The sequence below is a fragment of the Actinacidiphila bryophytorum genome (assembly GCF_016916835.1).
Taxonomy (GTDB): Bacteria; Actinomycetota; Actinomycetes; order Streptomycetales; family Streptomycetaceae; genus Actinacidiphila; species Actinacidiphila bryophytorum.
The window spans coordinates 19,702-33,040 of the sequence record NZ_JAFFIX010000006.1; the positions used below are offsets into that span (position 1 = coordinate 19,702).

Consider the following 13,339-nt stretch of genomic DNA (forward strand, 5'->3'; position numbering starts at 1 on the left):
GTGAACGCCCGCCGCAAGAGGCACCCACCCAGGGGCGCGGGGAACTGCGAGACAAGCCCCAACGGTGCTGGGGCCGACCGCCCACCGCAAGGGGCAGGGCCTAAGGGGCGCGGGGAACTGCGCGCGCAACCCGCCACCGGGTCGCAGACCCGCCACCGGGTCGCAGGTGAGGTCACCCCTGAGAGCGGAGCTGGCTCCGCAAGGCGCGGGGGTCGGACGTCGGCGCGTCGCAGACGAAGTGGCGGCAGACGTACGCGGCGGCCCGACCGGCCCGGGTAGGCCGGTCGTGGAGGAGCGGGAACTCCGTGGAACCCTCCTCGCCGACGGCGACGACCGCCCCGGGCGCACCGCCCAGCAGAGCCGTGCGGTGCAGTTCCGCCGTGAGCGGATCACCGGTGCCGCCGACCACGGCGACCTCGCGCGGCCCGTCGAGCGCGGCTTCCGCGACGGCGAGGCCCCAGCCGATGAAGCGCGGCGCCCGCGCGGCGAGCACGCCGACGACGCCGAGCGCCCGTTCCGCCGCGGTGCGGTGCGGCTCGGCCGCGGTGTGAGCGGCGTAGGAGAGCAGCGCCCCGGCGGCGGCCGTCCACCCGGAGGGCGTGGCGTTGTCCGTGGGGTCCTGGGGCCGCCGGATCAGGGCCTCCGCATCGTCGGCGGTGTCGTACAGCGTCCCGTCGTCGGCGGTGAAGTGGTGCAGGACGGAGTCCAGCAGGAGTCCCGCGAAGTCGAGCCAGACCCCTTCGCCGGTGACGGAGGCGAGCGCGAGGAAGCCTTCCGCGACGTCGGCGTAGTCCTCCAGGACGCCGTCGTTGGTGCCGGCGACCCCGTCGCGCGAGGTGCGGGTGAGCCGGCCGCGGCCGTCGATGTGGACGCGGACCAGCAGGTCGGCGGCGTCGACGGCGGCCTGCACGAGGTCGGTGCGGTCGAAGTACGCCCCGGTCTCGGCGAGTGCGGCGATGGCCAGGCCGTTCCAGGCGGCGACGACCTTGTCGTCGCGGCCCGGGCGGGGGCGCCGGTCGCGGGCGGCGAGCAGCCGTTCACGCACGGAGGCGACGCGTTCTGCGTCCACCACCCGCCCGTTCTGCGGGAGTTGCAGGACGGAGGCGCCTTCCTCGAAGGTGCCCTCCGGGGTGACGCCGAAGTAGTCGGCGGCGAATTCGCCGTCGGCTTCGCCGAGCTCGGCGGCGAGTTGGGCGGGCGTCCACACGTAGTAAGCGCCTTCGGCGTGCTTCCCGGTGCCGTCGTCGCTGTCGGCGTCCAGCGCGGAGGCGAACCCGCCCTCTTCTGTGGCGAGTTCGCCGACGATGAAGTCGGCGGTCTCCAGGGCGACCCGGCGGGCCAGGTCGGATCCCGTGGTCCGCCACAGGTGCGCGTAGACCCGGGTGAGCAGCGCGTTGTCGTACAGCATCTTCTCGAAGTGCGGGACGGTCCAGTCGCGGTCGACGCTGTAGCGGGCGAAGCCGCCGCCGAGCTGGTCGTAGATGCCGCCGCGGGCCATGGCCTCGCAGGTGTCGCGGGCCATCTGGAGCGCGCCTTCCGCGCCGGTGCGGGCGTGGTGGCGCAGCAGGAACTCCAGCGCCATCGACGGCGGGAACTTCGGTGCGCCGCCGAACCCGCCGCGCCGGGCGTCGTACTCGCGGGTGAGCCCGAGCAGTGCGGCGCTCATCTCGGCGTCGCCGGGCGGCACGGCGGCGCCGTAGGCCCCGGCCCGGTCGGCGAGGTCGCGCACGATGCGCCCTGCGACGTCGCCGACCTCCTCGCGGCGGTCCCGCCAGGCGGTGACGACGCCCTCCAGCACGTCCATGAAGCCGGGCATGCCCTGCCGCGCCCGCGGCGGGAAGTACGTACCGAAGTAGAAGGGCTCGCCGTCGGGGGTGAGGAAGACCGTCATGGGCCAGCCGCCCTGCCCGGTCGCGGCCTGCACGGCCTCCATGTACACCGCGTCGACGTCGGGCCGCTCCTCCCGGTCGACCTTGACGCAGACGAAGTGCTCGTTGAGATACGCGGCCGTCGACTCGTCCTCGAAGGACTCGTGCGCCATGACGTGGCACCAGTGGCAGGCGGAATATCCCACGCTGAGCAGCACCGGCACGCCGCGCTTGCGGGCCTGCTCGAACGCGTCCCGTCCCCACGGCCACCAGTCCACCGGGTTGTCGGCGTGCTGCAGCAGATAGGGCGATGTCGCATCCCCGAGTCGGTTCACCATGTCACCCTCTCACGGTCCCGTGTGCGGAGCCTGCTTCCGGCGGCCGCGGGCGGGGTGGGCCGCCGGGGGCCGGGCGGAGACGGGGGCAAGGGTGGCGCCGTACAACCTTTTCTGCGGTACCGCACGGTTGCGACAGGGGAGTGTCAATTCCCCGCAAGGAAGCGCTGTCGGCCGGCCGCGGTGCCTAGCCTCCTGGGTGGCGGGGGCCGGGATCAGCAGTGGCCCCCGTGTGGTCCCACACGGAGGGAAGACCGATGCGGATGATGCCCCGGCTCAGCGGTGCCGTCATGGCACATCCCAGACGCCGGCGTGAGGCGGAGGTGCTGGCGGGGCTGGATGCGACGGGGCGGCTGCGGGTCGTCCTCGACCCCGAGCCCGAGGGGCCGCCCACCGCGCTGCGGACCGCGGCCGCCGCGTGGGCCGCGGTGGAGCCCGGCGCCACCCACCACCTGGTCCTGCAGGACGACGTGCAGCTGGCCGACGGCTTCTTCGAGCACGCGGCCGAGGCGGCCCGGGTCGCCCCGGACGACGCCGTCGCCTTCTACACCAACTGGAACTCCCGCAACGGCGCCGCCGTCCGCGCCGCCGCCCTGACCGGGGCGTCCTGGGCGGAGGCGCTGGACGAGTACGCGCCCTGCGTCGCCCTGATGCTGCCGGCTCAGGTCGCCGCGGGCTACGGCGGCTTCGCCGCGGGGGACGGGGCGGGCTGGCCGTACGACGTGCTGATGTACCGCCACCTGCGGGCGAGCGGGACCCGGCTGCGTATCGCCGTGCCGAACACGGTCGAGCACTCGGGCCTGCCCAGCATCGCGGGCAACGCGGCCCACGGGCTGCGGCGTGCCGCGGTGTTCGCCGCCGCGGCGCCCGGCGCGGGCACGGCGGACTGCGCGGCCCTGACGGTCGTGCCCTTCCTCAAGCACGGGACCGCCCAGTGCGCGGTGCGGACCGGCTCGGGTTCTGGCCTCGGGTCCAACTCCGGCTCCGGCTCCGGCTCCGGCTGGGAGTACCTGGAGACCGAGCGGTATCTGCGCCGGGCCGGCTGGTCGTTGCGGGCGGTGCGCGCGGACTTCGAGGCCGCGGGCGCCGCCGGCGCGCTTCCCCCGCGGGCCGCGTGGAACACCTGGCTGACCGCCTTCGCCCTGGGCACCGCCCTGCGGGCGCACGGCGGCGGCGACGCGCCGCACGGCGACGCGGCCCTGCGGACCCTGGGTCCCGGCGGGGTGTGCGACGACCTGTCGCCCGCGCAGATCGAGTCGGCCGCCGACGCGCTGCACGCGCTGAGCAAGGCCGGTGTCGAGGCGGGGCGCAGCGCGGGGAGCCGGCTGCGCAGGACCGGTGTCACCGCGACGGTGACCGCGGCCCCCGTCACCGCGGTGACCGGCGCGGGCGGGGACTTCGCCCGCGGCATCGGCCTGCTACTGGGCGACCTCGGGCACGCGGTGCACTTCCTGCCGGGGCCGGTGAGCGCGGCCGACCTGCGCGGATGCGACCGTGTCGCCTACCTCGCCGACGGCCTGGCCGCAGGCGGCACGCAGCCGCCCGGCGTGGACGAGGTCCTGCGGGCGGCGGCGGAGGCCGGGGTGCGCCGGCTGGTGTACGTCGGCACGGCCGCGGCCTGCGGCGGCACCGTCGTACCGGAAGGGCCGCTGGCGGAGCCGGACGAGGGCGACCCGGGCCGGGGGCAGTGGCTGGCGGAGTCGGCCGTCGCCCGGTGGGCGGCGCAGGGGCGTACCGCGACCGTGCTGCGTACGGCGGAACCGGTCGGCCCGCACGCGCCGGCCGGCACGGTGACCGCCGACTGGATCCTGCGCGCCTGGACCCGCAGGGACCTCCCGCTGGAGTCCGACCGGCTGCACCAGCTGGTGGACCACCGTGACCTGGCAGCCGCCGTGCACGCGGCGCTCACCGGCCCGGCGGGCACACCCGGCGCGGCCCCGCAGGTCGTGCACATCGTCTCGGCCGTGCACGACGAGGACGCCTGGGCGGCGCAGGTCGCCGCGGTGACCCGGCCCACCGCACGGACGGTGCCGGCGCAGCGCGGCTCCGGCCGCCTGCCGGCCCTGGAGACGGGCCTGGCGGGCGCCCTGCTCGGCTGGAAACCGACGGCACCGCTGGCCGACGGGCTGCGCGCGCAGGCCCAGTGGCTGGCCTATGACACGGAGTGTTGTTGATGAAGATCCTGATGGCCAGCCCGGAGCCGCCGGCCAGCGACTACGGCAACGGCGTGACCGCCCGCAGGTGGGCGGGCATGCTGCGGGAACTGGGCCACGACGTACTGATATCCCTGGGCTACGAGGGCGGCGGCTACGACGCGCTGGTGGCCCTGCACGCCGGCCGCAGCGCCGAGTGCATCCGCCGCTTCGCCGCCGAGCACCCCGGCGCCCCGATCGTCATCGGACTGACCGGCACCGATCTCTACCCGGACTTCGCCACCAGCGGTGTGGACCCGGCCGTACTGGAACTGGCCGACCGGTTCGTCACCCTGCAGAGCCACGGCGTGCAGCAGCTCCCGCCGCAACTGCGGCCCCGGGCACGGGTGATCACCCAGTCCCTGCCGCCGGTCCCCGCCGCCGAGCCGCGCACCGACTGCTTCGAGGTCGCCTTCCTCGCCCACGTCCGCCCGGTCAAGGACCCGCTGCTGCCCGCGAAGGCGGTACGGCTGCTGCCCGCGGACTCGCGGATCGCCCTGACCCACGCGGGCGGCGCCCGTGACGAGGCGTCGCAGCGCGAGGTGGCCGCCGAGGCCGCGGACAACCCCCGCTACACCTGGCTGGGCGCGCTGCCGCGCGCCGACGCGCTGCAGGTGCTGGCCAGGAGCCGCCTGCTGGTGCTCTCCTCGCGGCACGAGGGCGGCGCGAACGTGGTCACCGAGGCGCTCGCCGTGGGGGTGCCGGTGATCTCCACGCACATCCCGGGCTCGACCGGCCTGCTCGGCGACGACTACCCCGGATACTTCCCGGTCGGCGACGCCGACGCCCTCGCCGCGGCCCTCTACGCCGCCGAGCGGAACGACGGCGGCGTGTACGACCGGATGAAGGAACGCTGCGGCGCTCTGCGGCACCTCGCGGAGCCCGGCCGCGAGAAGCACGCATGGGCCGAACTGTGGGCCGAACTGCGGGCCGAACAACCTTCCCTTACCGAGCGTGTCAGGAGAGGACAGCCGTGAAGCTCCGAGACTCCGTACCCAAGGTGAACGGCGGCGGCGTGCACCGGGAGTACACCTCCGCGCAGACCTACGAACGGGTCCGCCCGCACCTGCGGCGGATGGGGGTGACGAGGGTGGCCGAGATCACCTGGCTCGACCGGATCGGCATCCCGGTCTACAACGCCATCGCCCCCCGCTCCAACGACATCATCTCCGTCTACAACGGCAAGGGCCTGAGCCAGTCGGACGCCAGGACGTCCGCGGTCATGGAGGCGGTGGAGCGTTTCTCCGCGGGCCTGCCGATCCGCCCGTCGGTGATCGCCTCGTACGCGGAGCTGGTGAAGGCCGGCCGCACCGTGCTCGACCCGCGCGAGAACCTGATCACCCTGTCCAGGTACTACCGCGACGACACCCCCATCTCCTGGGTGGAGGCGCACGACCTGATGAGCGGTGACGCGGTGCTGGTCCCGCAGGACTGCGTGGCCTACTCGCTGGCCTCGCACGAGCCGCCGACGTACGAGGTCTCCACGACCAACGGCCTGGCCTCGGGCAACAGCCTGGAGGAGGCGATCTGCCACGCGCTGACCGAACTGGTCGAGCGCGACTCGATGACCGGCGCGGAACTGGTGAGCAACCAGCTGTGCCAGATCCTGGAGAAGGGCATACTCGCCGACCGGCAGCCCGAGGAGCTGACCGACCTGCTCAAGGAGGCCCACCCGCACGTCGACCCCGACAGCCTGCCGCCCAAGGCGCTGGCCCTGGTCAAGCTCTTCAGGGACGCGGGCCTCGAACTGCGGGTCGTGCACCTGACCTCGGACCTGGGCATCCCCAGCTTCCTCGCGGCGACCTCGGAGGAGATCAGCCCGACCACCTCGCAGGGGCACGGCGGCTTCGGCACCCACCCCGACGCGGAGGTCGCGATCATCCGGGCGATCACCGAGTGCGCGCAGAGCCGGGCCGTCGACATCCAGGCGATGCGCGAGGACATCCGGCTGCCCGACGAGGATGTCAGCAAGTACCAGAAGCACGTGCAGCGTTCGTCGACGATCGACAAGGGCGCGTGGGCCTGGCGCCCGCTGCGCAAGGTCGTGGACTTCGCGGACATCCCCTCCTGTCGCACCGGCGACGTCATGGACGACATGCGCTTCATGCTCGACCGCTTCCGGGAGTGCGGCATCACCCGCGCGCTCGCGGTGGACCTCTCGCCGCCCGGGATACCGGTGACGGTGGTGCGGGTGATGGTCCCGCAGTTGGAGTCGTGGGCGGTGGACCACGGCAGGATCGGCGCGCGCGGCGCCGCGGCATGGAACCGGGCGCTGGCCGAACTCTCGGCGCTCCAGCAGAAGTTGCAGCAGGAGCAGGACGACGAGGAGCAGGGGGTGCCGGCATGAGTGCCGTGGTGTTCATCGGTCCGAGCATCAGCCGGGAGGAGGCGGCGGCGGCGCTGGACGCGGAGTTCCTGCCGCCGGTCAAGCGCGGCGACATCGCGGAGCTGCTGGCCCGCCCGGAACCGCCCGAGGCCATCGGCATCGTGGACGGGAAGTTCCTGCAGAGCATGTGCATCTCCCCCAAGGAGGTGCTGGAGGCCATGGACGCGGGCGTGGCCATGTTCGGCTCGTCCAGCATGGGCGCGCTGCGGGCGGCCGAGTGCGAGCCCTTCGGCATGGTCGGGGTCGGGAAGATCTTCGACGAGTACGTGACCGGGCGGATCGACGCCGACGACGAGGTCGCGGTGGTCTACGACGAGAAGTCCGGCACCGCACTGTCCGAGCCGATGGTCAACCTGCGCTTCGCGGTCGCCGCGGGACTGGAGGCCGAGGCATTCTCCCCCGCGACCGGGGACCGCTTCCTGGACATCGCCAAGGGCCTGTACTTCCCGCAGCGCAACGCCCGCACGGTGCTGATGCTGCTGCGCAGGGAGCTGGACGCGGCCGAGTACGACCGGGTCGCCGGCTACTTCACCGAGTCGGCGCCCGACACCAAGCGCGACGACGCACTGCTGCTGCTGGCCCGTATGCGGGAGCGCCTCGGCGGCTCTTCCGCCCCCACCGCCTGAGGAGAGACCGTGCCCACCGGTACCGCACTGAACGACCTGACCGTGTCCGACCCCGAGGAGCTGCAGGAGTTCCTGGAGCAGGTCAGCGCCGAGTCCGGCGGCGGGATCGTCGCCACGATGGAGTCGCTGACCACCACGATCATGACGTCCATCGAATGAGCACTCCCACCCTGTCCGCTCCGGTGGCGGAGGAGGGGCTGTTCTCCCCCCGCTACCGGGGCAGCAGTCTGGCCTTCGCCGGGGTGATGTTCCTGGTGGGCTTCGCCGCGCTGGCGCTGGTCACCACCATGCCGGTGGCGGTGCGCTCGCTCGACGGCCTCGGCCAGTACCCGCTGGCCTTCGGCAGCTTCGTGACGGCCGCCCTGTTCGGCAGCGTGCTGGCCGGCCGGCTCAACGACACCTACGGGCCGCGCCGCCCGCTGGCCGCGGGACTCGTGCTGTCGGTGGGCGCCCTGGTGGTGTGCGGTGCGGCGCACTCGGTCTGGGTGCTGATCGCCGGGCGGTGCCTGGACGGGCTCGCCGGCAGCCTCGTCGTGGTCTCGGTGAACGTGACCGTGGCGCGTACGTACCCCTCCGGGCTCCGGCCGCGCGCGCTGTCGCTGATGAGCGTGTGCTGGATCGTGCCGTCGATGGCCGGTCCGCCCGTCGCGGGCGTGGTCGCCTCTGCGACGTCCTGGCGGTGGGTCTTCCTCGGCCTCGCGGTGCTCACCGCGGTCGTGGCCGCGGCCGCGGTCGTGCTGGCCAGGCACCGGATCGCCGACGCCGAGAACGATTCCGGAGAGGACGGCGCCGACACCGACTGGCAGCGGGTGGGCCTGTCGGCGCTGCTCGCGCTGGGGGCGGGGCTGCTGGTCTACGCCGGCTCCGGCCTGCACCCGGCGCAGGTCGCCGCCGCCGTGGTCGGCCTGGTGCTGCTGGTGCCGACCGCGCCCCGGCTGCTGCCGCCCGGCGCGCTGCGGGCCGCGGCCGGGCTGCCCACGGTGGTGCTGCTCAGCGGCCTGTGCTCGGGGGTGTACTTCACCCTGGAGTCCTTCGTCCCGCTGCTGCTGATCAACCACCGGCACGTCCCCGTGTCCCTCGCTGGCACCGCCTTCACCGGCGCGACCATCGGCTGGGCCGGCGCCTCCTGGCTCCAGGGCCACGTCTGGTCGGCGGTGCCGCGGCACCGCCTGGCGGCCGTCGGGACGGCGATGACCACCACCGCGACCGTGGTCGCCGCGCTCGGCGTGCCGCACGCGGCACCACGGCTGACCGCGGGCCTGGCCCTGGTGGTGGCGGGGGCGGGCATGGGCCTGGTCGCGCCCAGCCTGACCGTGCTGGCATTCGAGTACTGCCGCCCCGAGGAGCAGGGCCGCTACAGCGCGGCCCTGCAGGTGGCGCAGTCGCTGGGCCAGGTGCTGGTCATGGGCCTGGCCGGCGCGCTCTACGGCGCCGGCACCTCGGGCGGGCGGGCCGGCGGCGCCTTCGCCGCGGTCTTCGCCCTGCTCTTCGTCCTCGCCGCGGGCACGCGTCTGCTGGCACCGCGGACGACTCCCGCACGCACCGCAGCGCACTGAATTCCCCACGGAGGTTGACGATGCACACCGACAGTTCACCCGTGCCCGGCGAGGGCACCGCTCGGCAGGGCCTGGTCGTCGTCGGCCTGGGGTACGTCGGGCTGCCCCTGGCCCGGGAGGCGAGCCTGGCAGGCCTTTCCGTCACCGGCCTGGACCGCGACCCGGACGTCGCCGCCGCCCTGATGGCCGGCCGCTCGCACATCGACGACATCAGCGACGCCCAGGTGGCGCGGATGCTCGCGGCGGGCTTCCGGGCCACCGCGGACGAAGAGGTGCTGGCGGGCGCCGGCACCGTGGTGATCTGCGTGCCCACCCCGCTGACCGCCGACGGCGGCCCCGACCTCGGGGCGGTACGCGCGGCGTCCGCCGCGGTGTCCCGGCACCTGCGCCCCGGGACGCTGGTGGTGCTGGAGTCCACCAGCTACCCGGGCACCACCGAGGAGGTGGTCCTGCCGATCCTGGAGGAGTCGGGGCTCACCGCGGGCCGCGACTTCCGGCTCGCCTTCTCGCCCGAGCGGGTCGACCCGGGCAACGCCGTCTACGGCATCCGCAACACCCCCAAGGTGGTCGGCGGGCTCACCGCGGCCTGCACCGGCGCGGCCGCCGCCTTCTACGGCGCCTTCGTCGACAAGGTGGTCGAGGCGAAGGGCACCCGCGAGGCGGAGATGGCCAAGCTGCTGGAGAACACCTACCGGCATGTGAACATCGCCCTGGTCAACGAGATGGCGGTGTTCTGCCACGAGCTGGGCATCGACCTGTGGGACGCCATCGACTGCGCCGCCACCAAGCCCTTCGGCTTCCAGGCCTTCCGCCCAGGACCCGGCGTCGGCGGGCACTGCATCCCGATCGACCCCAACTACCTGTCGTACAAGGTCCGCACCCTCGGCTACCCCTTCCGCTTCGTTGAGCTGGCGCAGGAGATCAACGCGCGCATGCCGCGGTATGTGGTCGAGCGCGCCCTGCACCTGCTCAACCGTGCGGGCAAGCCGCTGGAGGGCTCGCGCGTCCTGCTGCTCGGCGTGACCTACAAGGCGGACATCGCCGACGAACGCGAGTCCCCGGCCCGCCGGGTCGCGGCGGGCCTGCGCCAACTGGGCGCCCAGGTGCGCTTCCACGACCCGCACGTCCGGCACTGGACGGTGGACGGCACCGAAGTGCCGCGGGACGAGCCGGAGTCGGGGGCGGCGCAGGCGGACCTGACGGTCCTGCTGCAGGCGCACGCCGGCTACGACCTGGACGCGATCGAGGCGGCGGCGGGGCTGCTGCTCGACACCCGGGGCAAGGTGCGGCCGCGCGCGGGCGTCGAGGCGCTGTGAGCGCCACCGACCTGCACCGCAGGAGTCACCGCAGGAGTTCGACCAGAGCCAGGAGGACGTGATGTGTGGCATCGCCGGATGGGTCGACTACGCGGCCGATCTGACGCAGGACCGGGACACGCTGCTGGCCATGGTGCGCACCATGGCGCCGCGCGGCCCCGACGACGAGGGGCTGTGGCTGTCGCCGCACGCGGCGCTCGGCCACCGCCGGCTGTCGGTGATCGACCTCGAAGGCAGCCGGCAGCCGATGGCCGCGGCGGCCGGGGCCGAGTCCGCGGTCCTCACCTACAGCGGAGAGGTCTACAACTACCGGCAGCTGCGCGCCGAACTGCGCTCCGCAGGACAGGAGTTCAGCACCGCGGGCGACACCGAGGCGGTGCTGCGCAGCTTCCTGGCCAGGGGCGCGGACGCGGTCGCCGGGCTCGACGGGATCTTCGCCTTCGCGGTGTGGGACGTGCACCGCGAGGAACTCCTGCTGGTCCGCGACCGGATGGGCGTCAAACCGCTCTACTACTGCCCGACGCCGACCGGTGTGGTCTTCGGCTCGGAACCCAAGGCGCTGCTCGCCCACCCGGCGGTCGGCCGCGAGGTCGACGGCGACGGTCTGCGCGACATCCTGTCGGTGGCCAAGAACCCCGGGCACGCGGTCTTCCGCGGCATGTACGAGGTGCCCCCCGGCTGCATGCTGCGGGTCGGCCGCGGCGGTTCCGTGCTGCACCGCTACTGGCAGCTGGAGGTCCGCGAGCACACCGACGACCTGCCGGCGACCGTGCAGCGGGTGCGCGGGCTGCTGGAGGACGTGGTCGCCGCGCAGCTGCGGGCCGACGTACCGCTGTGCACCCTGCTGTCCGGCGGCCTGGACTCCAGCACCCTCACCGCCTTCGCCGCGGCGGCCGCGGCAGCCGGCGGGGCCGACCCGGTGCGCTCCTTCGCGGTGCGCAGCGAGCCGTCCGCCAACGACGACCACGTCTACGCCCGGCTGCTGGCCGGCCACGTCGGCTCCCGGCACACCGAGGTGCTGGTCGACACCGCGGGCCTGCTCGATGCGGGGCTGCGGGCCGGCGTACTGTCCGCGTACGACCTGCCGCTGGCCAAGGGCGACGAACACGCCTCGCTGCTGCTGCTGTTCGAGAAGGTCAAGCAGCACTCCACGGTGGCGCTGTCCGGCGAGTGCGGCGACGAGGTCTTCGGCGGCTACCGCTGGCAGCGCAACCCCGACGCCGTGCACTCCGGCACCTTCCCCTGGGTCCACTCGGGCCGCCACCGGCACCGCGGGCTGGACGACCTGCTCGCCCCCGACCTGCTCAAGGGCCTGGACCTGGCCGCGTACGAGCAGGACAGCCACGCCTCCGCGGTCGCCGAGATCGACACCGGCTCCCTCGCCGACCCGGTCGAGGCCCGCTTCCGCGAGGTGACCTACCTGGCGCTGACCCGGCACGCGCAGGTGCTCTTCGACCGCAAGGACCGGCTCAGCATGGCGCACGGCCTGGAGGTGCGGGTCCCCTTCGCGGCCCACGAGCTGGTCGAGTACACCTTCAACATCCCCTGGGCGCTGAAGAGTTTCGACGGCAGGGAGAAGAGCCTGCTGCGGGCGGCCGGCCGGGAGCTGCTGCCCGAGGCGGTCTCCGCGCGGGTCAAGACCCCCTACCCCTCGGTCGTGGACACCGGCTACGACGCAGGACTGCGCGCGCAGCTGGCCGCCGCGGTACGCGGCGGCACCGCGCCGCTGCTGCCCTACCTGGACGACGGCCTGGTACGCGACGTGCGCCGGCGCGGTGCCGACGCGCTGCCCGGCGAGCTGAGCCGGGCGGCACTGGAGACGGTGCTGCAACTGGACTCCTGGCTCGCCGAGTACCGGGTGCGGGTGGCGCTGTGAACCGGCACCTGGAGTGGGAGGGCTGCTTCAACACCCGTGACCTGGGCGGTCTGCCCGCCGCCGGCGGCCGGTTCACCGCGCCGGGGGCGGTGGTCCGCACCGACGCGGTGGAAAGGCTCACCGAGAAGGGCTGGCTGCAGCTGTGGGAGTACGGCGTCCGCACGGTGGTCGACCTGCGCAATCCCGACGAGCACGGCGCGGACGCCGCGCCGCGCCCGCCGGGCCTGACGACCCTGGCGCTGCCGCTCGCACCGCCGCAGGACGGCGGTGCGCCCGCCGACCTGTGGAGCACCGGCATCCAGGGCACCCCGCTGCACTACCCGCAGCTGCTGGCGGAGTTCCCGCAGCGCACCGCCCGGGTGGTGCGGGCGGTGGCCCTGGCCGAGCCCGGCGGGATCGCCGTGCACTGCGTGGCCGGGCGGGACCGCACCGGGCTGGTCAGCCTGCTGCTGCTGGCGCTCGCCGGGGTGCCGGCCGCCGCCATCGCCGCCGACTACGAGCTGAGCGCGGAGCGGCTGCCCGGTCTCTTCGCGGCGGTCGGCGAACCGGACCGGCAGGCCGAGCTGGAGGCGCCGCTGCGGCGGGCCGGAACCACCGCCGCAGCGGCCGTCGTCGCGGCGGTGACGTCGTTGGACCCGGTGGAGCACCTGCGCGCCGGGGGCCTGTCGGACGCCGAGATCCAGGCGGCGCGCACCCGGCTGACCACCGGCCGCCTGCCGTGAACGGCGGACGGCGCGGCCCCGTGGAGGCCGCGCCGTCGGTGTGCGGGAATGCCTGCGGCCGGACACGGCTGCGGAAGTGCGGCGGACGTGCTCGCGAAGTGCGACATGTGCAGCTCTCCTGTCGAATGAGTCGCCGGGAGCTGCCAGCAGAGCACGGTCTCGGACCCTCGCCCCCGTAGGTCCGCGCGGCAATATACAGACATCCGAGTTCGCATCACAAGTGGCCCTGCGTCGATCTTGGAATGGTTTCAACAGAGCTATAGCAAAGCAGCAGAAGGGATATTTCCGAGCATTCCGCTGGATTCGGAGTCCCGCAATCCGCTTTCGTATACGACCATGGCGGCGGCCGGCCCCGCGCGCGGGCAACACGCCCGGGCAACCTCAATTCCATTGACAATCCGACAAGTATGTGTTTGTTATTTTGAGCGCACCGCAAACTTTTATCGGCCTGCCATACCGTGA

At 73.8% G+C, this 13,339-nt stretch carries 10 protein-coding genes; 9 read left to right on the forward strand and 1 reads right to left on the reverse strand.

Annotation, left to right across the window (positions count from 1 at the left end; genetic code table 11):
• Positions 1–172: 172 nt before the first annotated feature.
• On the reverse strand, positions 173–2,206 hold the full coding sequence (locus tag JT723_RS11070) for a thioredoxin domain-containing protein (protein ID WP_205044384.1): 2,034 nt from the start codon (positions 2,204–2,206) through the stop codon (positions 173–175).
• A gap of 287 nt (positions 2,207–2,493) precedes the next feature.
• On the opposite strand from JT723_RS11070, the gene JT723_RS11075 reads away from it, so the two are divergent.
• The 9 genes from JT723_RS11075 to JT723_RS11115 all read left to right on the forward strand — a co-directional run bounded on the left by JT723_RS11075 (position 2,494) and on the right by JT723_RS11115 (position 12,877).
• Positions 2,494–4,377, forward strand: coding sequence for an NAD-dependent epimerase/dehydratase family protein (locus tag JT723_RS11075; protein WP_205044385.1), 1,884 nt, complete (start codon positions 2,494–2,496; stop codon positions 4,375–4,377).
• The gene (gene senB / locus JT723_RS11080) at positions 4,377–5,372 is read left to right on the forward strand and encodes a selenoneine biosynthesis selenosugar synthase SenB (RefSeq protein ID WP_205044386.1); all 996 of its coding nucleotides are present in this window, start codon (positions 4,377–4,379) and stop codon (positions 5,370–5,372) included. Before JT723_RS11075 ends, senB begins: the two co-directional genes overlap by 1 nt.
• Positions 5,369–6,742, forward strand: a complete 1,374-nt coding sequence (locus JT723_RS11085; protein WP_205044387.1) for a YcaO-like family protein — start codon at positions 5,369–5,371, stop codon at positions 6,740–6,742. The genes senB and JT723_RS11085 overlap by 4 nt, the downstream gene beginning before the upstream one ends.
• A complete protein-coding gene (locus tag JT723_RS11090) occupies positions 6,739–7,407 on the forward strand; it encodes a TfuA-like protein (RefSeq protein WP_205044388.1) in 669 nt (222 codons plus the stop codon). Before JT723_RS11085 ends, JT723_RS11090 begins: the two co-directional genes overlap by 4 nt.
• 9 nt (positions 7,408–7,416) lie before the next feature.
• Positions 7,417–7,566: a hypothetical protein gene (locus JT723_RS11095; protein WP_205044389.1), complete on the forward strand. Its 150-nt coding sequence runs from the start codon at positions 7,417–7,419 to the stop codon at positions 7,564–7,566.
• Positions 7,563–8,963 (forward strand): MFS transporter, encoded by a 1,401-nt coding sequence (locus tag JT723_RS11100; protein ID WP_205044390.1) that lies wholly within the window; start codon positions 7,563–7,565, stop codon positions 8,961–8,963. The genes JT723_RS11095 and JT723_RS11100 overlap by 4 nt, the downstream gene beginning before the upstream one ends.
• Positions 8,964–8,983: 20 nt before the next feature.
• Positions 8,984–10,279, forward strand: coding sequence for a nucleotide sugar dehydrogenase (locus JT723_RS11105; protein ID WP_205044391.1), 1,296 nt, complete (start codon positions 8,984–8,986; stop codon positions 10,277–10,279).
• A gap of 61 nt (positions 10,280–10,340) precedes the next feature.
• Positions 10,341–12,155 (forward strand): asparagine synthase (glutamine-hydrolyzing), encoded by a 1,815-nt coding sequence (gene asnB, locus JT723_RS11110; RefSeq protein ID WP_205044392.1) that lies wholly within the window; start codon positions 10,341–10,343, stop codon positions 12,153–12,155.
• Complete coding sequence (locus tag JT723_RS11115; protein ID WP_205044393.1) at positions 12,152–12,877, forward strand: tyrosine-protein phosphatase; 726 nt, start codon at positions 12,152–12,154, stop codon at positions 12,875–12,877. Before asnB ends, JT723_RS11115 begins: the two co-directional genes overlap by 4 nt.
• The last annotated feature ends 462 nt before the right edge of the window (positions 12,878–13,339 follow it).